16 protein-coding genes are annotated in these 20,288 nt (G+C 72.9%); 10 read left to right on the plus strand and 6 right to left on the minus strand.

Annotated elements, in window-relative coordinates; translation table 11 throughout:
* Positions 1–117: 117 nt before the first annotated feature.
* From H297_RS0114950 to H297_RS0114965, 4 genes are all read right to left on the minus strand, one after another.
* Complete coding sequence (locus H297_RS0114950) at positions 118–1,632, minus strand: amino acid permease (RefSeq protein ID WP_027737706.1); 1,515 nt, start codon at positions 1,630–1,632, stop codon at positions 118–120.
* A 249-nt stretch (positions 1,633–1,881) separates the two neighbouring features.
* Entirely contained in the window at positions 1,882–3,300 is a 1,419-nt protein-coding gene (locus H297_RS0114955) for a diaminopimelate decarboxylase (protein ID WP_027737707.1), read from the minus strand.
* 274 nt (positions 3,301–3,574) lie between these two features.
* Positions 3,575–5,398: a helix-turn-helix domain-containing protein gene (locus tag H297_RS36500; RefSeq protein WP_078514093.1), complete on the minus strand. Its 1,824-nt coding sequence runs from the start codon at positions 5,396–5,398 to the stop codon at positions 3,575–3,577.
* A gap of 68 nt (positions 5,399–5,466) precedes the next feature.
* On the minus strand, positions 5,467–8,310 hold the full coding sequence (locus H297_RS0114965; RefSeq protein ID WP_051351858.1) for a SpoIIE family protein phosphatase/ATP-binding protein: 2,844 nt from the start codon (positions 8,308–8,310) through the stop codon (positions 5,467–5,469).
* Between the two features lie 104 nt (positions 8,311–8,414).
* Here H297_RS0114965 and yhfZ point away from each other — a divergent pair, with 104 nt between their 5' ends.
* The 10 genes from yhfZ to H297_RS0115015 all read left to right on the plus strand — a co-directional run bounded on the left by yhfZ (position 8,415) and on the right by H297_RS0115015 (position 18,192).
* The gene (gene yhfZ / locus H297_RS0114970) at positions 8,415–9,359 is read left to right on the plus strand and encodes a GntR family transcriptional regulator YhfZ (protein WP_027737709.1); all 945 of its coding nucleotides are present in this window, start codon (positions 8,415–8,417) and stop codon (positions 9,357–9,359) included.
* Between the two features lie 114 nt (positions 9,360–9,473).
* A complete protein-coding gene (locus H297_RS0114975) occupies positions 9,474–9,848 on the plus strand; it encodes a PRD domain-containing protein (protein ID WP_027737710.1) in 375 nt (124 codons plus the stop codon).
* A 106-nt stretch (positions 9,849–9,954) separates the two neighbouring features.
* Positions 9,955–10,311: a DUF2620 domain-containing protein gene (locus tag H297_RS0114980; RefSeq protein ID WP_027737711.1), complete on the plus strand. Its 357-nt coding sequence runs from the start codon at positions 9,955–9,957 to the stop codon at positions 10,309–10,311.
* Between the two features lie 64 nt (positions 10,312–10,375).
* Complete coding sequence (locus tag H297_RS0114985) at positions 10,376–11,764, plus strand: YhfT family protein (RefSeq protein WP_027737712.1); 1,389 nt, start codon at positions 10,376–10,378, stop codon at positions 11,762–11,764.
* Positions 11,765–11,794: 30 nt separating this feature from the next.
* Positions 11,795–12,781 (plus strand): phosphotriesterase family protein, encoded by a 987-nt coding sequence (locus tag H297_RS0114990; protein ID WP_051351859.1) that lies wholly within the window; start codon positions 11,795–11,797, stop codon positions 12,779–12,781.
* A 1-nt stretch (position 12,782) separates the two neighbouring features.
* Positions 12,783–13,994, plus strand: a complete 1,212-nt coding sequence (locus H297_RS36505) for an aminotransferase class V-fold PLP-dependent enzyme (protein WP_106959631.1) — start codon at positions 12,783–12,785, stop codon at positions 13,992–13,994.
* A gap of 1 nt (position 13,995) precedes the next feature.
* Complete coding sequence (locus tag H297_RS0115000; RefSeq protein WP_027737714.1) at positions 13,996–15,159, plus strand: YhfX family PLP-dependent enzyme; 1,164 nt, start codon at positions 13,996–13,998, stop codon at positions 15,157–15,159.
* Positions 15,156–16,451 (plus strand): phosphopentomutase, encoded by a 1,296-nt coding sequence (locus H297_RS0115005; RefSeq protein ID WP_078514094.1) that lies wholly within the window; start codon positions 15,156–15,158, stop codon positions 16,449–16,451. Before H297_RS0115000 ends, H297_RS0115005 begins: the two co-directional genes overlap by 4 nt.
* A gap of 133 nt (positions 16,452–16,584) precedes the next feature.
* Positions 16,585–17,418: an aldo/keto reductase gene (locus tag H297_RS0115010; protein WP_037794311.1), complete on the plus strand. Its 834-nt coding sequence runs from the start codon at positions 16,585–16,587 to the stop codon at positions 17,416–17,418.
* 168 nt (positions 17,419–17,586) lie between these two features.
* Positions 17,587–18,192 (plus strand): DUF4291 domain-containing protein, encoded by a 606-nt coding sequence (locus H297_RS0115015; protein ID WP_037794312.1) that lies wholly within the window; start codon positions 17,587–17,589, stop codon positions 18,190–18,192.
* A gap of 76 nt (positions 18,193–18,268) precedes the next feature.
* Here H297_RS0115015 and H297_RS0115020 read toward each other — a convergent pair whose 3' ends face one another.
* Together H297_RS0115020 and H297_RS0115025 are read right to left on the minus strand one after the other, a co-directional pair.
* Entirely contained in the window at positions 18,269–19,345 is a 1,077-nt protein-coding gene (locus H297_RS0115020; protein WP_027737718.1) for an MASE1 domain-containing protein, read from the minus strand.
* The gene (locus H297_RS0115025; protein ID WP_027737719.1) at positions 19,342–20,217 is read right to left on the minus strand and encodes a PP2C family protein-serine/threonine phosphatase; all 876 of its coding nucleotides are present in this window, start codon (positions 20,215–20,217) and stop codon (positions 19,342–19,344) included. The genes H297_RS0115020 and H297_RS0115025 overlap by 4 nt, the downstream gene beginning before the upstream one ends.
* Between the last annotated feature and the right edge of the window lie 71 nt (positions 20,218–20,288).

A 20,288-nucleotide genomic window follows, 5' to 3' on the forward strand; every position in this document is an offset into this window, starting at 1 on the left:
GATGGATCCAGCAAGTCGGGCTCTTCGAGGCGCAGCGGCCCCAAGACCCCGGGAGGAACACGCGGGACCCTATCCCGGGCGCTGTCCGGACGATCAACCGCCCAACCCTCCGGGCGCTCAGCCCGCCGGGGCGTCCTGCGCGGCCCCGCCGGCGGGCTCCGCCTCCCCGCGGCGGGCCGCCATCGCCGTCACCCGGCCCCGCACGGCATACCAACCCGCCCACAGGGCCAGCGCGATCAGCGGCACGCAGGCCACCGTCCAGGTCCCGATGTCACCGTCGCAGGCCATGAGGACGACGACCAGCAGGAGGAAGGCGAGCGTCAGATACGAGGTGAAGGGGGCGCCCGGCAGGTGGAAGCCGCCGTCCTCGGCGCGGCCCTCGCGGACGCGGCGGCGGAGTGCGAGCTGGCAGAAGACGATCATCGCCCAGGTGGCGATCATGGTGATCGCGGAGAAGTTGAGCACGATCGAGAAGGCGCGCTCGGGAACGATGTAGTTGAGGACGATGCCGAGCAGGTAGAACGACGCCGTCAGCAGGATGCCGCCGAAGGGCACGTGGCGGCGGTTCATCTTCGTCGTGAAGTGCGGTGCGGAACCGGCCAGTCCCATCGAGCGCAGGGTGCGGCCGGTCGAGTACAGGCCCGAGTTGCAGCTGGAGAGGGCTGCGGTCAGCACCACGAAGTTCATGATCTGGTCGGCGCCGGGGATGCCGACGCGGCTCATCAGCGTCACGAACGGCGACTCGTCGCCGCTGTAGGCGGTCCACGGCAGCAGCAGGACGAGCACCAGCACCGAGCCGACGTAGAAGACGACGATGCGCCAGGAGACGGAGTTGATCGCCTTGGGGATGACCTTGCGGGGGTTCTTCGTCTCGCCCGCCGTGATGCCCACCATCTCGATCGCCGCGTAGGAGAAGACGACTCCCTGGACGATGATCAGGGCCGCCAAAAATCCGTGCGGCAGCAGGCCACCGTGGTCGGTGATCAGCTGCGGGCCGCCCGCCTGGCCGCCCTGTACGGGGTGGCGGCTGGCGAGCAGCCAGCATCCGACGGCCAGGAACGCGACGATCGCGGCGACCTTGATCAGGGCGAACCAGAACTCGAACTCTCCGAACCACCGTACGGAGATCAGATTCGCCCCCAGTACCACCAGCAGCGCGAACAGGGCGAGCGTCCACTGGGGGATGTCCCGTAGCGCGCTCCAGTAGTGCAGGTAGACGGCGACCGCCGTGATCTCCGCGATACCGCTGCATATCCAGTGCAGGAAGTAGACCCAGCCGGCCACGAAAGCGGCCTTCTCCCCGCCCAGCAGCTCCCGCGAGTAGGAGACGAACGAGCCGGACGTGGGCCGGTGCATCACCAGTTCGCCCATGGCGCGGGCGATGAAGAAGGCGAACAGCCCGGTGATCGCGAACACGAGCACCAGGGACGGCCCCGCGGAGTGCAGCCGTTCACCGGCTCCCAGGAACAGGCCGGTGCCGATCGCGCCGCCCACGGCGATCATCTGGACCTGGCGGTTGCGCAGGCCCGACGCATAGCCGTCCTCGCGCACCAGGGTGCTGTCGGTGGGAGCGGGACGCGCGGGAGACTCGGTGGTCACCCCGCCTTCGCGGGGCTCGGCTGCGTTCGCCATACGTCTTGGTTCTCCGTGATCGGGGCACACCGGTCTCCCGGCACGCCGGACGGCGCACCGGGGTGTGCCTGCTGTACAGGGCTGCTGCCCTGACGAGCAGGGCGAGGTGCCCTGCCGGGGGCAGGGCTGAGTGCCCTGCACGGCGTGCAGGGCACGGGGGCCGCCCTGGCGCGCAGGAGCGGGCACCGGTCCGGACGGAGCCGAACCGGCCGTCCCGAGAAAGCTCAGGGCCTCGGGAACCCGAAGGGGTCAGGTGCCGGACGAGGACAGGAACCGGTGTGGCTCACCGGCCCGGCCGGCCGAGACGCCCGCAGGGTCGCTCGGCCCGTCGGTCAGCGCGCCGCTCTGCGCGACGCCGCTGTCCGCCAGCACTTCCTCGATCCGCTGCGCCGGCCGCACCAGCGAGAAGCGGACGCGTCCGGCGCTGTCCCGCCCGAAGCCGTGCACAGCCGGGCGGGGCAAGCTGTTGTACTGGAACGGCGTGGAGAAGTAGTAGGCACCTGTGTCCCACAGCGCCACCACGTCTCCCGGCTCCAGCTCGGGCAGTGCCCTCTCGCGCGCCACCAGGTCACCCGCGAAGCAGCACGGCCCCGCTACATCCTGCACCATCTCCGATGCGCGCTTGGGCGCACCCTTGGCGTCGAAGGCGCCCACCCGCAGCGGCCACGCCTCCGGCGCGAACGCCGTACGGGTCGCCACGTGCGCGCCCGCGTGCGTGACGGCGATCCGGCGGCCGCCCGCGCTCTTGGTGTACTCCACCAGCGCGGCGATGAACCCCTGCTTGGCGAGCAGGGACCGACCGAACTCCGTGACGATCGTATAGCGCCCGTCGAACAGCCCGGGCACCGTGTGCCGCAGCAGGTCGGCGTAATCGGCGAAGGACGGCTCCGTCTCGTCGCCCGCGAAGTTCACCGGGAGGCCGCCGCCGATGTCGAGGGTGTCGATCTGTTGCCGCCCCGCCTGCCGGTTGATGCGCTCGGCCAGTTCGAAGACGACCCGCACCGACTGGGCCATCAGCTCCAGCGGCACCCCTTGGGAGCCGGTGTGGGTGTGCAGCCGGGTGAGCCACGGGCGGGCCAGACAGGCGTCGACGACCCACTGCTCGGCGCCCTCGTCCCGCAGCGCCACTCCGAACTTCGAGGTGGCGGTCGCTGTGCTCATCGCGCCGATGGAGCCGGTGCCCACCTGTGGGTTGATCCGCATGCCCAGCGGGGCGGCGGGGTGCCGACCGTCGGTACCGGCGGGCGTGCGCTCGGCGACCAGCGCGTCCAGCCGCGCGAGCTCCTGCGGGTTGTCGGCGTTGACGGCGACTCCGTGGTCCAGCGCGTCGCCCAGTTCGGCGACGGTCTTGGCGGGGGAGTCGAAGACGGTGCGGTCCGCCGGGACGCCCGCGGCGCGGGCCAGTGCCAGCTCGCCGGGGCTGGCCACCTCGCAGCCGACGCCCTCGGCGTTCAGCAGTTCCAGGACGGGCACCAGCGAGGCCGCCTTCACGGCGAAGGTGTGCAGCACGGGGGAGGGGCCGGCGAACGCGGCGTGCAGCTCCCTGACGGTCCGGCGGATCTCCTCGACGTCCAGCAGGGCGACCACCGGTGCCTCGGGGCCCAGCAGCCCCTCGCGGACCGCCGCGGCGATCGCGTCCTGTCTCCGTGCCACGGACTCCAGCACCACGCGCGGGTCTCCTTTCTCGTACCGGTCGGAATCCCGTCCACTCTGCGCCGCCGCGCGGGCCGCTGTCTGCGGTGGATGGGCCGAAGCTGGGGCCGGTCGGCTGTGCACGGCCACAACGCGGGCGACGCGTGGGAGGAAGCGTTGTCGGGGTGCACCACGGGAGGGCACTTCCATTGTGCCGTCCCACCATGTGAGCGCCGCTGCGTGCCATGTGTACCGCCGGACCACGGGGTTGCGGGGTTGCGTTGCGACTCGCAGCCTGTCGGGCCGGGTCCTACGGTCCGGGGGAGCCCGGCGGCGGTGCGAGGGGACCTCGCACCGGGTACCGCCCTTCGGCGCGCAGTTCCAGCTCGGCCAGCAGGCGGACGTCCGGGTCCGTCAGGTCGAGGGAGAAGTGGGTGCGCAGTCTGCGCAGGCGGTAGCGCAGCGTGTTCGGATGGATGCCGAGCAGCCGGGCGGTGCCGGCCACGTCGCCGAACCGGCTTAGATAGGCCGCGAGAGTCGGCGCCAGGTCGGTACGGTGCTCCGCGTCGTGCGCCAGCAGGTCCCGCACCGGACCGCCCACCGGCGGAGCCAGCTCCGCCACGGCATGGACGGCCCGCAGCGCGTCCAGGGCGGCCCGTACGTCCGCGGAGTCGGCGATCTCCGGGCCGCCCGTGGCGGACCGGTCCCGCAGCACCTGGAGGACGAGGCGGGCACTCTCGCGCGAGGCGGTCACCTGGGTCAGGCCGGGCCCGACCTCGCCGATCGCCACCAGAGGCCGGACGCCGGCCTCGCGTACGGCCGTGGCGAGCTGGCACGCCAACCGCCGCGCCCGTACGTCGCTGCCCTGCGCACGGTCCTCGAAGGAGTGCCCTGGGGTGACGCGGGAGGGTGCGGGAGGGGCGGTCTCCCCGGGGTGCTCCGTCGGTTCGTCGAGGAGGGGCAGCAGGACGTCCAGCCGGCCCTCCGAGCGCAGCGCGTAACCGGCCGGCCGGTGTGCGGTCACCTGGAGCGAGGCCAGCCGCAGCGCCCTCTCGTGTGCCGCACTGTCGTCCGTGGCGACGGACAGGACCACGCACGGGGTGCGCAGGGCGAGCCCGAGCGTCGCGGCGGCCGAGCGGGTGTCCCCGGTGCCGTCCAGGAGCGCCCGTACCGCCTCCCGGCGACGGGTCGACCCGGTCCGGGTACGCAGCCGGTGGTGCAGCAGGTGCGGGGCGGCTGTACGGGCCGCCTCCCGCAGCGCCTGCCGGGCGCCGGACGGCAACGGGTTGCCGTCGGCGGCCGCCCATATGGAGCCCAGTACCTCTTCACCGGCCCGCACCGCGATCGCCAGCCGCTCGGAGAAGCGCTCCTCGGCAGGCCGGTGCACCACGTCGTCCGTCGACCACAGGGTGCGCAGAAACCCGCTGGCGGCCAGTTCTGCCAGCCGCCACCGGGGCACCTGCTGGCCGAGAATGGTGAGCCTGCGCAGCGGGTCGGCGCCGTGCTCCGTGGGGGAGAAGGCCAGCACCCGCGAATCGGGGTCCTCGATGGTGACGGCCCCGCCGACCAGCTCGGCGAGGGCGCGGGCCAGTGCCGAGAGGTCACCGAGGGGTACGTCGGTGGCGGGCTCGGCGCCCGAGGGACCGCCGCCGTGCGCGAGCCCGGCGCGCAGCATGCCGATCAGTTCGGTCCACTCGATCCACGGCGCTCTGGTCAGCAGCGCCGTGGCCGTCTCGTCGGCGACCTCCAGCAGACGCCGTGTCGGTCCGCTGGCCCCGCGCCGCGTCACGACGGCCACGGCACCTGCCCGCGCCGCATTCTGCAAGACCAGCGGGGCGACGTCGGAGGAATCGTCCACTCCGGGCGCCACCAGCACATTTCCCCGTGCCGCGAACGTCTCGCCGGAGTCGAACACGCCCACTCCGCGCACCGGCACCCGCGTCCCCCGTGGCGCCCGCACCAGCTCCAGGGCCTCGCCCGCACCGGTTGTCAGCAGGCTTGCGAGGGTGGGCACGGCCGGATGCTGTTCGCCCTCCGCCTCGGTCGCGCCTTCCGAGGCCACCGGGTCGGCGGGGTCCGAGGGCGGCGGTTCCTCGGGAGCGTGCCGGCTGTGCGAGGGGGTGGTGCTGGGCATGGGCCAAGTGTCGCGCACCGGACACGAGAGCGCGGGACAGCATCCTCACGGAGCACCCGGGAGAGCTTTCACAGCCCCTGGTCGTCCCACTGCTCCAGGAGGCTTTCCTCGTCCTCCGCGTCGGCGGCCACCTCGTGGTGCAGGCTCTGCTCGGTCCACATCACCTTGCCTTGCGTGGTGTACCGGGTGCCCCAGCGCTCGGCGAGCTGGGCGACGAGGAAGAGGCCGCGCCCGCCCTCCTCGGTGGCGGCCGCGCGGCGCAGGTGCGGGGAGGTGCTGTTGCCGTCGGAGACCTCGCAGGTGAGGAAACGTCCGTACAGCAGCCGGGCCCGGATGGGCTCGCTGCCGTAGCGGATGGCGTTGGTGACCAGCTCGCTGAGGATCAGCTCGGTGGTGAAAGAGATCTCCTCCAGCCCCCACTCGGCCAGCTTCTGCGTCACCTCGGCCCGCAGCGGCGCGACGGCGTCCGAGTCGGCGCGGACGTCCCACTGGGCGACCCGCTCCGGAGGCAGCACCCTTGTGCGGGCCACCAGGAGGGCCACGTCGTCGCTCGGGTCGGTGGGCAACAGCGTGTCGAGCACCGCCTGGCAGATCTCCTCGGGGGACCGGCCCGGATGCCGTGCCAGGGTGTCGTGCAGTTGGACCAGACCGTCGTCGATGTCCCGGTCACGGTCCTCGACCAGCCCGTCGGTGTAGAGCACGAGCCGGCTGTCCTCCGCCAGGGAGAGCTCCGCTGTCTCGAAGGGCGCTCCGCCCAGCCCGAGGGGGAGTCCGACAGGAATGTCCGGGAACTGCACGGTGCCGTCGGGCAGCACCACGGCGGGTCCCAGATGGCCGGCCCGGGCCATGGTGCAGCGGCCTGAGACGGAGTCGTAGATCGCGTACAGGCAGGTGGCGCCCGTGACGGCCTCCCCGTTGCCGGCGGCGGACTGGTCCTGGTCGATGCGGTCGACCAGCTCGTCCAGGTGGGCCAGCAGCTCCTCGGGGGCCAGATCCAGGGAGGAGAAGTTGAGCACGGCGGTCCGCAGCCGGCCCATCGTCGCGGCGGCGTGCAGACCGTGGCCCACCACGTCGCCGACCACCAGGGCGACGCGGCCTCCGGGCAGGGGGATGACGTCGAACCAGTCGCCGCCCACCCCGGCCCGTGTGGGGCGGTACCGGGTCGCCACCTCCAGAGCATCCTGTTCGGGCAGCCCCCGCGGCAGCAGACTGCGCTGCAAGGTGACGGCCATGGCGTTCTCGCGGGTGTAGCGCCGGGCGTTGTCGATGCTGACGGCGGCCCGGGCGGCCAGCTCCTCCGCGAACGCGAGGTCCTCCTCACCGTAGGGCTCGCTCTCCGCCGTCCGCCAGAAGTCGGCCGCTCCCAGCACCATGCCGCGGGCCCGCAGCGGGACGCTGATCAGGCGACGGATGCCGTCCTCCAGGGCGCGTCGGGCGCGCTCGGGGTTCTGCGCCTGCCACTCGGGCGCCTCGCGCAGATCGGGCACCAGGACGGCGTGCCCGCCCTCGTCCTCGGGCCGGAGCGATGCACTGTCCTGGGGGGCGCCTTCGCCCTGCCGTGTGGCGTGCGACTGCTGTACCGTCTCTGCCGTCCTGGTGACCTCGCCCACCGAGTACAGCGGTGTCTCCGCCTGCACGCCGTTGACCGCGATCCGGCGCATCGCGGTCCTGGCGCCGGTCGGCTCCTCCCCCTGCGTCACGGGGTCCAGCAGCTCGACGGTCGCGTAGTCGGCGAACTCGGGTACGACGACCTCGGTCAGCTCCTCCGCCGTCCGCACCACGTCCAGGGTCGTGCCGACCCGCATCCCTGCCTCGTACAGCAGCCGCAGCCGCTCCCGTGCCATCTCTGCCCGGCCTTCGAGCGCGTGCAGCTCGGTGGTGTCCCGCAGTGTCGCGACCCGGCCCACGGCGTTCTCGTCGCTCTGTGCGGCCCGCACGTTGACCGCCAGCAGCCTGCCGCCGGCCAGGTGCACCTCGTCGGAGGCGGTACGGCCCGAGGACAGCAGCCCCGCCATGTCCGGGTCGAGTCCGAGCTGGTCGGCGCGGCGCCCCTCCGCATCCTCGGGCAGCTCCAGCAGCCGCCGCGCCTCGCTGTTGGCCAGCATCAGCCGGCTGTCGGTGTCGAGGATGAGAACGCCCTCGCGCACGGAGTGCAGCACCGCGTCGTGGTGCTCGTACATGCGGGTCATCTCGGTGGGGCCCAGGCCGCGCGTCTGTCGCCGCAGGCGCTTGCTGACCAGCGCGGAGCTGCCCGAGGCGAGGACCAGTGCGCCGACGGCGGACATCAGCAGCACGGGCAGTTGATTCTTCACCCCCTGGTTCACCCGGGAGACCGTCACCCCTGCCGACACCAGGCCCGCGAGGGAGCCGTCCGGACGGGTGACGGGTACGGCGGAGTTGACCGTCTCGCCGCCCGTGGCCGCATCGATGGTCATGGTGGAGGAGTGCCCTTGCCGGGCACGCCGCACGATGTCCTTGAAGGGGTGGACGACGGGCTTGCCGATCAGGTCCGGGTGCCCTGCCGTGACCCTGATTCCGTTCGGCTTCCAGACGGTCACGTAGGACACGTCGGCGGCCTTGCGGACCGCGTCGGCGCGCGGCTGCAGCGTCGCGCTCGGGTCCTCGCTGTCGAGCCCTTCCCGCACTCCGGGGGACAGGGCGAAGGTGTTGGCGACGGCGAGGGACTCCTCCTCCGCGTGCCGGGTGCTGTCCCAGCGCGCGTGCAGCAGGAAGGCCACGACGACGGCGGCCATCAGCAGCACGATGACGGCCACCTGCAGCAGAAAGACCTCGCCGGCGACGGTGCGCGCGCCGAACGGCAGGCGGGAGGTGTTTCCGGAGCGCGCGGCAGCGGGCGGCACCCGGCGGGGGTGATCGCGCCGAGCCGTACGGCGCCCGAAAAGACCGCGCATGCCCTTTTTCTACCAGCTCGCGGCTGTATCGGCCCTTGGTGAGGCGGAGAAGAGGGAGTCGGGGGGTCTTGTCAAGAATCCAGGATTCTGTTTACTGTTTCCTCGTGAACGGATACGACGAGCGGTTCCTGACCCGCAACGGCCTGGCGGCCCGCCAGCTCGCGCTCCTCCTGCTGGGGTACGAGCCGGAGACCCGCCTGCCCCGCGTGCGGGACTTCGCCGAGGAGCTGGGGTGCGGCAACGGCACCGTCCAGGCCGCACTGCGGCTGCTGGAAGAGTCCGGCGCCATCGAGACCGCCGCCCGGGGGCACCTGGGCACCTTCCTCGTCAGCTCCGACCGCTCCGTGCTGTGGCGGCTGTCCGGCCTCGGCACGCTGCTCGCCGCGATGCCCCTGCCCTACTCCCGCCGCTACGAGGGCCTGGCCACCGGACTGCGCGCGGCGTTCGACGACGCCGGGACGCCCTTCGCCATCACCTTCATGCGCGGCGCGGGCAGCCGGGCGACGGCGCTGCTGGAGGGCAAGACCGACCTGGTCGTGCTCTCCCGTTACGCCGCGGACCGCCTCATCGAGGAACACCCGGACGATCTGGCGCTGGTGGTCGACCTGGGGCCTGCCACCTACGTCGGAGCCCACGGGGTGCTGCTGCGCGAGGGCGGCTCGCTGGACGTCCCCCACCTCCGCGTCGCGGTCGACCACGCGTCGGAGGACCAGCGGATGCTGGCCGAGCTCACCTTCGGCGGGCGGCACGACGTCGAGTGGGTCGAGTGCTCCTACATGCAGCTCCACGACGTGCTCGTGCACGACGAGGCGGACGCCACCGTCTGGAACCTGGACGAGATGCAGGGCCGCCTCGGCGAAGGGGTGGACGTACTCCCGCTGGGCGACGAGATCACGCGTGACCTGGCGCGCCGGAACTCCAGCGCGGCGGTCATCGGCAGAGCCGAGAGCGTGGCCGCCCTGCACGCCATACGGGAGGCCATCGACCCCGCGCGCATCGCCGAGCTCCAGTCCGAGGTCGTACGAGGAGATCGCATGCCGTCGTACTGATGAGTCCCCCGCACCGTCCGGCCGTCACGCGCGATCCTGGGCCGGGCACGGGAGCGGCGGGAGAATCCAGAATCCGGAGTTCTGTGGCGATTGAAAGGCAGAGGAGCAACCACCGTGGACGAGCAGCTCGCACTCCGCATCCAGCTCTTCCGGGAAGGCGGTCAGGTCCGGCCCGAGGTGGCCGACTTCGTGACGGCCGAACTGGCCGCCCTCGCGGACGAGGGCGCGCCGGTGACCGAGGAGACGGCCGGCATGCTGACCAGCCATCTGATGATGGCGCTGACCCGGCTGCTCGACGGAGAGCCCATCGAGGAGTTCCTCACCGATGAACAGGTCGCCGCCGAGCTGGCCGCCCATCCCGCGGCCGTCGAGCGGGCCCGCCAGGTGGCCGAGCGGGCCGAGGGCCGGCTGTGCGCCGCCCTGCCCACCTCGGAGGTCAACTTCCTGGCCCTGCACCTGGCCGTCCTCGCCCAGCGCGTGACCGGTTGACCGACCCGAGCCGGCCGCCCACCCCTCCGGACCCCTCCGACAAGCACCCTCAGCACCTCCGGCCCCGACCGCGGGGCCGCGCACGACAGATGAGAGGCACGCAGCCATGACGAAGATCCTCACCGGCGGAGTCGGCAAGAAAGAGGTTGCCGACGCGGTCGCAGCGCTCGGACTCGACGGCGTGGAGGCCGTCGTCTCCAGCGACATGGATGCCGCGATGAAGCTCCGCTCCGGGCAGGCCGACTACTTCTTCGGGACCTGCCACACCGGCGCCGGCGCCTCTCTCGGCGTGCTGGTCGGCCTGATGGGGCAGCCCGCCTGCCACACCTTCGGCCGGTCCGTGCCCACCGAGGACGAGGTCACCGCGCTGCTCGCCGAGGGCAAGAAGGTCTTCGGCTTCTCCATGGACCAGATCGACGCCCTCGTCCCGCTGCTCGCACGCGCGGTCGCCGCGCGGGCCTGACCGGGGCTGGGAACCGACTTCCCGGGCGTGAAGGAGCGACCCCGTGAGTGATCTCGCAAGCACGGTGGGCACCACCGGCACCCAACTGGCCGCGGGCACCGGCCTCGACCTCTCGCTGCCGCAGCAGTTGACCGTCATCGTCCTGTGCGCGCTGACCGCGTTCGTCTCGCACCAGGCACTGGCCGTCTTCAACGACGGTGTGCGCCCCTTCATGCTGGACTTCATCCAGAAGCGGACGACCCGTTCGGCCACCACGGCCGTCTCCTTCGGCCTCTCCGCCGGGTTCATCTTCGGGCTCGGCGCGCCCATGGCGCTCTCCTCGGGCGTGCTCAATCCGTGGCTGGTCTTCCTGCCCACGGACGTGCTGGGCCTGCTGTCGCCCAAGAAGTGGCTCGCGCCGCTGCTGGGCGCGGGCTGGGGCGCCGTCGTCGTCTTCGGACTCAACGGCGCCAACAAGGTGGCGCACGACCTGCCCGTGGACTTCCTGACCGCGATGCAGCAGATGTCCACACCGATCCTCTTCCTGTTCACCCTCTTCCCGGTGCTGGCCATCACCAAGCAGTTCGGACGCACGTGGGGCGGCGTGGCCGGCGTCGTCGAACTGGCCCTCGTCGTCATGACGATGAAGCTGTGGCCGGACATGTTCGCCGGGGCGATCGCCATGGCCGTCGGCGTGCTCCTGCTGATCGGCCTCGCCGTCAGGCGGGACCTGGTGCAGCGCAGGACCGAGCGCGAGGCCGAGCGTGCGGCCGCCGCCGAGCGCGGGCAGTCCGACCCCGAAACGGCGGAGGCGGACGGGGAGGCCGAAGAAGACCCGATGGCCTCGCTCTTCAGCGCCAGCGCGGCCCGACTGCGGCGCCACCTGCCGCTGTTCATGCTGCTGGGCGCGGGAGTCTGCCTGCTGGCACAGATGCACATATTCGGCGGCGGAGAGGCCACCAGCTTCCTCATCGCCAAGGGGCACTTCTCCGAGGCGGCGCAGGTCGACTTCTACCGCGTCTTCGGCTTCATCCCCCTGATCGCGACGACAGCGCTGGCCTCCGGTGCCTACGGCATCGCCGGATTCACGCTCGTCTACCCGATCGGCTACATGCTGCCGAACCCGATCCTCGCGGTGATCGTCGGAGCCGGCGTCTTCGCCCTCGAAATCCTGGCCCTGTCCTCCATCGGCAAGGTCCTCGGCAAGCTGCCCAGCGTCCGCGACTCCTCCGAGCACCTGCGCAATGCGATCTCCGACAGCCTCCACCTGGCCATCCTGTTCGGCTCCCTGATGGCGGCCAACGCGATGGGCGGCGGCCTGGGCATTCTCGTCGTCGGCGGGCTCTACCTGCTCAATGAGGCGATGGGCCGTCCCGTCGTCCGCATGGCGGCTGCCCCCGCCGCGGTCATCGTCGGCGGCGTCCTGCTCAACATCCTCTACTGGCTCGACCTGTTCACCCCCGTCAAGGGCTGAGGGACGCGCACCACCTGGAAGGCCCGCACCATGACCACCACGTCCGCAACCGTCTCCGCAGACACCGCCGCAGACAGGCTTCTGCACACCGTTGCAGGTCCGCTCCCCGCCGCGTCGGTCCGCGGGCCCGTCCTCGCCCACGAACACCTGGCTGTGGATCTGGACCGCAGAGGCGACGGGGCAGCGGTCCTCGACCCGCGTGATCACGGCCCGGCTATCAGCAGCGAGCTGACCGCGCTCCGGAAGGAGTTCCGCCTCTCCCTTGTCGTCGAGCAGACGTGCCGGGGCATGGGCCCCGACCCGGAGGCCCTGGTGCGCATCATGGAGGAGACCGGCGTCGCCGTGGTCGCCGCCACCGGGTGGTACTACGAGCCTTTCCACCCGGCTGCGGACCTGGCGGGGGCCTCAATCGAGCAGCTCACCGAGACGCTCGTGCGGGACGTCGAGCAGGGCCTGGGCGCCACCGGCGTGCGGCCCGGGGTGCTCGGTGAGGTGGGCAGCCACGGAGAGACGCCGAGCGGGCCGGAGGCCCGGTCGCTGCGGGCCGCCGCACGCGCGGCCACGGCGACCGGCCTGTCGGTGGCCACCCACGCCCAGTTGGGGCGCGGCGGGCTCGCCCAGCTCGACCTGCTGACCGCGGAGGGTCTCGCCCCGCACCGGATCTGCGTGGGCCACCAGGATCTGCTCGACGATCCTGTGGTGCACCGCCGCCTCGCCGGGGCGGGGGCCTACGTCGCGTTCGACACGGTCGGCAAGGAGAGCTACCAGCCCGACGGGGTGCGGCTGCGCCTCCTCCTCGCCCTGCTGGAGGCGGGTTACGCCGACCGGGCCCTGCTGAGCTGCGACATCTCGCGCCATGGCTACCTGCTGAGCGAGGGCGGACAGGGCTACGGCCATCTGTTCCGTTCCTTCCTGCCGGCCCTGCGGTCCGCCGGCGTCGACGACGACCTGATCGACCTGATGACGCGGCGCAACCCGCTGCGCTTTCTGACCGGCACGAGGCCGGAGGAGGACTGACATGCCACCAGCGGAGACCCCCGTGCCACCCACCACCCAGGGCGCCACCTCGCCGGCCTCCCGACCGCCCGCGCTCCCGCAGACCTACCCGCTGCCCACCGTCTCCGTGGAGGAGGCTGTCACACGGCAGTTCCGGCTGCTGGAGGCCACCGCGGAGCACTTCGCGGGACAGGAGCTGTTCGCCGCGGACACCGGTGTGGTACCGGGTCTGGGCAGGCCGCGGTCGACCGCGCAGGTCGAGGCGGTGCTGGCCGACTTCTTCGGGGCGCCGGCCGCGGCACTCGTCCAGGGCGCCGGCACCGGCGCCATCCGGGCCGCACTGAGCGCGGTCGTGGGCCCCGGCGAACCGCTGCTCATCCACCGTGCGCCCGTCTACCGCACCACGGCCGTGACGCTGCGGGGGCTGCGGGTCGAGACGGTCGAGGCCGACTTCAACGATCCGGCGGCGCTGCGCGCGGCGCTCGGCTCCGGCCGGTTCCGGTGGGCATACGTCCAGCACACCCGGCAGCGCCTCGCCGACTCCTACGAGCCGGGTCAGGTGCTGGCGGCGTGCCGTGCGGCGGGGGTGCGCACCCTCGTCGACGACAACTACGCGGCCTTCCGGGTCCCGGCCGCCGGGGTGGAGCTGGGCGCCGACGCCTCGTGCTTCTCCCTGTTCAAGCTGCACGGGCCGGAGGGTGTCGGAGTCGTCGTGGGCGCCCGCGACCTGGTGGACCGGGTGCACACCGACAACTACTCGGGCGGCGGCCAGGTGCAGGGCCACCAGGCGCTCGACGCGCTGCGTGCCCTCACCCATGTGCCGGTGATGTGGGCGGTGCAGTCCCGGGTCGGCGCGGAGGTCGCGGCACGCCTGGCCGCGGGCGAGGTACCCGGCGTCATCGGTGTCCGGCTGGCCAACGCGCAGGACAGATGCCTGATCGTCCAGCTCGACGCGCCGGTGGCCGGGCGGCTGCCCGATGTGGCCGCCCGGTTCGGTGCCGCGCCCTACCCGGTCGGCTCCAACTCGCGGTACGAGATCGCGCCGCTGTTCTACCGGATGTCCAGCTCCAGCCTGGACGACGCCCCCGAGCTGGCCGACTGGGCGGTCCGCGTCAACCCCATGCGGGCGGGCGCCGATCTCGTCCTCACCGTGCTCCGCCGGAGCCTGCAGGAGCTTCGGCCGGCACTGTTCGCCGGCGCTGCCGCATCACCCGCGTATCCCGCAAAGGACTGACGTGTTCCTCGACAGCCTTCTCACCCGCAATCCGGGTCTCGCCGACGCCGCGGCCGACCTGCACCGGCGCGGTGAGATCCCGCCCGACACCTACGTCATGGACCTGGACGCCGTCGAGGAGAACGCCGGCCTGTTGGCGGACGAGGCCGAACGGCTCGGCCTGAACCTGTGGTTCGTCGTCAAGCAGTTCGGCAGGAACCCCGAGCTGATCCGTGCGGTGGCGCGGTCCCTTCCCCGGTTCGCCGCCATCGACGTGGACGAGGCCCGCACCCTGCACGCCACGGGCGCCCGCCCCGGCAACCTCGGGCACCTGGTGCAGATCCCGCAGCGGGCGCTTCCCGAGGTGCTGGCCTGGCGGCCGGAGGCGCTCACCGTCTACGACCTGGCCAACGCGCGCGCCGTCTCCGAACAGGCCCAGCGCCTAGGTCTCGTGCAGGACGTCTTGGTGCGGCTGGAAGGCGCGCCCGGCTCCGTCTACCCGGGTCAGGAGGGCGGTGTTCCGCCGGCGGCCCTGGACACGTTCGCGGAGGCGGCGGAGCGGCTGCCCGGTATCCGTCTCGCCGGGGTGACCGCGTTCCCGTGCGTCCTGTGCGACCCGGCCACCGGAGTTCCGGCCCCCACGCCCAACTTCGACCTCGCGGTCCGCGCCCGGGAACTGCTGGCCGCCCGCGGCCACGAGAACCTCAAGCTCAGTGCGCCGAGCGCCACCTGTGTCGCCAGCCTGCCGCTGCTCGCCCGGCTCGGCGCCACCCATGGAGAGCCCGGCCATGCGCTGACCGGCACGACGCCGCTGCACGCCCGCGACGCCACCCAACCGGAGCGGCCCGCGTACGTGTACGTCACCGAGGTCGCCCACACCCTGGCGGACGGCCGACCGGCGGTGTTCGGCGGCGGCTTCTATCCGCGCTCGCACATCGACGCGGCGCTGCTGCCCCGTCCCGGTCTGCGGCTGCCCGTGCAGGGTGCGCCGGCCGAGAACATCGACTACTACCGCCTGTTGCGGGCCCCCGATTCCGGAGCGGACGTGCGAGTCGGCGACACGGCGCTGCTGGCTTTCCGTACGCAGATCTTCGTGACCCGCTCCCGGGTCGCCGTGGTGGCGGGGCTCTCGACGGGGGCGCCGCGGCTGACCGGACTCTACGACGCGTTGGGGAGGCCCCTGTGAACCCCGCCGGACGAACCCCCACGGCCACGGACCGCACGGGCCGTGCGGACGGCCCCCGTGGTGCGGGCCGTACCGTCGTCGTCGTCATCGACGGTTTCGGCATCGGTGCCATGCCGGATGCGGGTGCGCTGCGTCCGGGGGACGCGCAGGCCGACACCTGCGGGCACGTTCTCGACCACGCGCGGGAGGCGCTCGGACGCCCCCTGCGGCTGCCCACGCTGGGGGCGCTGGGGCTCGGTCTGGTGCACCCGCACCCCGACCTGGCCCGCCGCACCCGGCTGCCGGTCGCGGCGGGCCGGGCCGCGCTGGGGTACCCGGGGGCCGACACGTTCGCCGGGCACCAGACGATGATGGGCGCCGACTTCAGCCGGGTGACGGTCGCCCGGCTCGCCGATCACCTGGAGGAGGTCGGCGCCGCGCTGCGGGCGGCGGGACACCGGGTGGAGCTTCTCGACGGGCAGCCGCTGCTGCTCGTGGACGGCAGCGTGCTCGTGCACGACAACCTGGAGGCGGACCCCGGTATCAACTGGAACGCTTCCGCGCGGCTGGACGACCTGGCCTTCGACGGCATCCTCGCCGTGGCCCGCGCCGTGCGCGCCGTCGCGCCTGTCGCCCGGGTCATCGCGGTGGGCGGGCACGCGGACGGCCCGCTGCCGGAGTTCGTCCGCGAGGGGGACGGCGGCACCGTCGGCCTCGACACCCCGGCGAGCGGCTTCTACCGCAACGGGGGCCTCCAGGTGCAGCACCTGGGGGCGCGGCTCGACCACACCCGGCAGCTCCCGGAGCTGGCCGCACGCGCGGGCCTCGCGGTGACGCTGGTCGGCAAGGCCGCGGACATCCTGGCGTGCGAAGCGGCGGTGCGGCGGCCCGCCGTCCCGACCGCGGACGTCCTCGGGCACACCCTGGAGGCGGTCCGCGCGCCCGGCGGCGGGCTGGTCGTCGCCAATGTGCAGGAGAGCGATCTGGCGGGCCACCAGCGGGACCCGGAGCGGTACGCCAGGATCCTCGAACAGGTGGACGCGGGCCTGGCGGCTCTGGTCGCACTGCTGGACGAGCCCGGCGACCGCCTCGTCGTGACGGGTGACCACGGCAACGATCCCACCATCGGTCACGCCTACCACACACGCGAGTACGTGCCGGTGCTCATCCACCGGCCCGGGGCCGCGGGGGTGGAGCTGCTGCCGGATGCGGGCACCTTGGCGGACGTGGGCGCGAGCGCCGCGGCCGCCCTCGGCCTCGACCCTGCGGGCCTGGCCAACGGCGCCCGGATACCGGAGCACGACGTGGCGTGAGCCCCCTTCGCGCGGGGCGGCCGGGTGCGCCGGGGTGCACGGGGGCAGGGCAGGGGTACCCCGGCGAGCGGCGGGGGAGCGGAGCAGCGATCATGGGAGGACCCCTCAGCACCGCCGCAAGGAGAGGAACACGATCCACGTGATTCGTACAGTGACCCTTCCCTCCGGTGCGCGGGTCCCCGCTCTCGGGCAGGGCACCTGGCACATGGGGGACGACCCGGCACGGCGCGCCGAGGAACTGGAGGCGCTGCGTACGGGCCTGGACCTGGGCATGACGCTCATCGACACGGCCGAGATGTACGGCAGCGGCGCCAGCGAGGAGCTGGTCGGGGAGGCCATCAGGGGGCGCAGGGAGGAGGTGTTCCTGGTCAGTAAGGTGCTGCCCTCGAACGCCGACCGGCGTGGCACGGTCGAGGCCTGCCGGGCGAGCCTGCGCCGCCTGGGGACGGAACGTATCGACCTGTATCTGCTGCACTGGCGCGGCGGCGTCCCGCTGGCGGAGACGGTCGAGGCGCTGGAAGGGCTGGTGCGGGAGGGCAGTATCGGCGCCTGGGGAGTGAGCAACCTCGACACCGACGATCTCGCCGACCTCCCCGAGGGCGCGGTGCCCGCCACCGACCAGATCCTCTACAACCTCACCCGGCGCGGCCCCGAGTTCGATCTGCTGCCGCGCTGCCGGGAGTTGTCGGTGCCCGTGATGGCCTACTCGCCCGTGGAGCAGGGCCGGCTGCTGGGCCACGAGGCGCTGCGCGCGGTCGCCGATGCGCACGGCGCGACCTCGGCCCAGGTGGCGTTGGCGTGGGTGCTGCGCCACGAGGACGTGATCGCCATCCCCAAGGCCTCCTCCCGCGCACATGTGGAGGAGAACCGCTCGGCGGCCGACCTGATCCTGGGCGAGGAGGACTTCGCCGTACTCGACGAGGCCTTCCCGCCACCCCACCGCAAGCACCCTCTGGACATCCTGTAGCGGTCGGCGGTCCGTGGCCGGGCCCGGTGCGTAGCCCTCTCTCCCAGGGGCGGCCCACCGGGGGCCCGTCGCTGGGCCCCTCGCTCCGGGGGCGGCTCGCCCGGGGCTGACCTGTCCCGGGACAAATTCGCTGGCGGTCGGCGGCCCGGGCCAGGGACCGTGGACGCCGTGTCGGAACACCCCAAGTACGAGATCCGGGCCGTCTTCACGGCGTCCACAGTCACCGTCTACCAGGCGTACGCGCCGCGGCTCGGCCTGCCGGCGGCCCGCGACGGGCGGTTCCCCGCCGCGTGGAAGCGGGACCGGATGACGTGGATCAAACCGTCCTTCCTGTGGATGATGTACCGCTGCGGCTGGGCCACCAAGGAGGACCAGGAGACGGTGCTCGCCGTCGAGATCTCCCGCGCGGGCTTCGAGTGGGCGCTGCGCAACGCCTGCCTCTCGCACTACGACGCCGAGCGGCACAGCGACCACGCGGAGTGGAGACGGCGGCTGCGGCAGTCCCCCGCCCGTGTCCAGTGGGACCCGGAGCGCGATCTGCACCTGCGTCCGCTGGCGTACCGCTCCCTCCAGCTCGGTCTGGCGGGGGACGCGGCCCGCCGTTACGCCGACGAGTGGACCGTCTCCGTCACCGACGTGACTCCGCTCGCCCGTCAGGTCCACGCCGCCGTGCGGGACGGCGATCCGGCCGCGGCGCGTGCGCTGCTCCCGCGAGAGCGGCCGTATCCGGCCGGGCCCGCCCTCCTCGGCCATCTCGTCGCCTCAGCTCACTGAGACCTCCCGAGATCCACCGGAACCCCTTGGGAGCCCCTGGGGCCCACCGGCCTCTCCGAGATTGCCGGGGCCCGGCTCAGCTCCCGCGTTGGCCCGTGCGGCCGCCCGCGGGGAAGGAGCGGGGGCCGCGGCCCTGCGGGGCGAGGACCTCGACCATCTCGGCGAGGTCGTCGCAGGCCGCAGCGATGCGCCGGTGGGTGGCGCGGCGCTCCGCGGTGACGGCGGCGAGCAGCAGGGCGGTCAGCGCCGCGGAACCGTTGAGGGCCTGGAGGGTGAGCATGTCCCCGAACAGCCCTTGCCGGGCGAAGACCCCGGAGCGGTCGGTGGCCGCCCACGTCGCGGAGATCGACAGGACCGCCGTGCACACTGCGCTGCCCGCCAACTGGAACCGCAGTGCCGCCCATACGAGGACCGGGTAGATCAGGAAGAGCACACTGATCGGACTGCGGGTCACCACGACGGACAGCACCACCGTGGCGACGAGCAGGCCGGTCCCCTCGGCGATCTCGGCCGCGCCCCGGGGCCTGCTCGGGCTCCGCACCGCCAGCAGCAGCGGGGTGACGACCAGGACGCCGACCGCGTCGCCCGCCCACCAGGCCGACCAGACGGGCCAGAAATCGGCGAGGGACAGCTTGTCGCTCGCCAATGCCATCAGCGTGCCCATCGTGGGGCTCACCAGCATGCCGAGAAACGCGCCGAGGAAGACCAGGGACACCCCGTCGCGGAGCCGGGCCAGGTCGAGGCGGAACCCCACGCGGCGCAGCAGCAGGCAGGACAGCAGGGGTGCGAGCGTGTTGCCGGCGACGAGCCCGGGGGCTGTCGGGCCGAGCGGTGCCATGTTGCTGACCACCAGCAGCGCACCGAGTGCCACGCCGGGCCACACCTTCAGGCCGAAGTACAGCAGGCTGGCCACCGCGATGCCGGTGGGCGGCCAGAAGGGTGTGACGGTCGAGCCCTGGACGGTCACCTCCCACAGCAGCCCGATACGGCCGCCGACGTAGTAGACCAGGGCGATCAGCACGACGCGGGCGACGTAGCCGGCGAGCAGCCGGCCGGAGCTGCCGCGGCCGTCCCGGGGGCCGTCGGCCGGGCAGGGGGAGGGCCCGGGTGGCGTCCGGGCCGGCGTCGGCTGTGTGGGGGGCACGTCGCTCATGACACTCCGCCGGGCTCCGCGTCGGGTGGCCGACACGCGGCGGGGCCGTCATGGCTGAGGACGAGCACGGCGGCGTCGTCGCTGTGTCCGGTCCGTTCGGCGACCTCCATGATGCGGTCGGCGAGCGTCTCGGGGTCCTCGTGCACACCGTCGCGCAGCACCCGGGCCACCGCCGCCAGGCCCTCCTCCAGGGCGAAACGGGGCCCCTCCACGACCCCGTCCGTCAGCAGCGCGAGCGCTCCCGGCTGGGTGAACCGGTACTCGGTGACGGAGTAGGTCTCCCCTTCCATGACGGCCAGCGGCAACCCGATCTCCTCCTTCTCGTGCTCGATGACGCCGCACACGCCGTCGGCTCGCGCCCACACCGCGCCCGTGTGTCCGGCGCGAGCGGTGCGCACGCTCCACTCGCGGGTGTCGAAGCACAGGAACAGACAGGTGGCGAAGAGCGGGTTGTCGGTGGCGGCCAGCAGTTCGTTCGCGGTGCGCAGGATGCCGCCGGGGTCGCTGGCGCCCATGGCGGCCACCGCGCGCAGCACGATCCGCACCTGTCCCATGTAGGCGGCGGCCTCGACGTCGTGGCCCTGCACGTCGCCGACGGAGAAGGCGAGCGTGCCGTCGGAGAGGCGGAAGCCGTCGTACCAGTCGCCGCCGATGTCCAGGCCGTTGCGGGCGGGGGCGTAGCGGGCCGCGACCCGCAGGCCCGGGGCGGTGGGCAGGGTGCCGGGCAGCATGCCGCGCTGCAGGGCCTCGGCCAGTTCGACGCGGGCCCGTTGGACCTCGATCTCCTCCCGCACCCTGGCGGTGAGTCGCCCGAGCTGCGAGAGCAGATCGTTGGCGCTCGCCGGACGGGCGTGACGGTGCCGGCCACCCATGGCACGAGCGTAGACGCGGGCCGCCCGCGCCGCCCGGCGAGCGCGTACGATCGACGACCGGAGGGTTATGC

This window comes from Streptomyces sp. CNT360, assembly GCF_000424785.1.

Excerpts from the sequence above, each read along its gene's own strand:
- H297_RS0114950 (WP_027737706.1), bottom strand. The coding sequence starts at position 1,632 with ATGGCGAACGCAGCCGAGCCCCGCGAAGGCGGGGTGACCACCGAGTCT.
- H297_RS36500 (WP_078514093.1), bottom strand. The coding sequence starts at position 5,398 with ATGCCCAGCACCACCCCCTCGCACAGCCGGCACGCTCCCGAGGAACCG.
- H297_RS0114965 (WP_051351858.1), bottom strand. The coding sequence starts at position 8,310 with ATGCGCGGTCTTTTCGGGCGCCGTACGGCTCGGCGCGATCACCCCCGC.
- H297_RS0114980 (WP_027737711.1), top strand. The coding sequence starts at position 9,955 with ATGACGAAGATCCTCACCGGCGGAGTCGGCAAGAAAGAGGTTGCCGAC.
- H297_RS0114990 (WP_051351859.1), top strand. The coding sequence starts at position 11,795 with ATGACCACCACGTCCGCAACCGTCTCCGCAGACACCGCCGCAGACAGG.
- H297_RS36505 (WP_106959631.1), top strand. The coding sequence starts at position 12,783 with ATGCCACCAGCGGAGACCCCCGTGCCACCCACCACCCAGGGCGCCACC.
- H297_RS0115020 (WP_027737718.1), bottom strand. The coding sequence starts at position 19,345 with ATGAGCGACGTGCCCCCCACACAGCCGACGCCGGCCCGGACGCCACCC.
- H297_RS0115025 (WP_027737719.1), bottom strand. The coding sequence starts at position 20,217 with ATGGGTGGCCGGCACCGTCACGCCCGTCCGGCGAGCGCCAACGATCTG.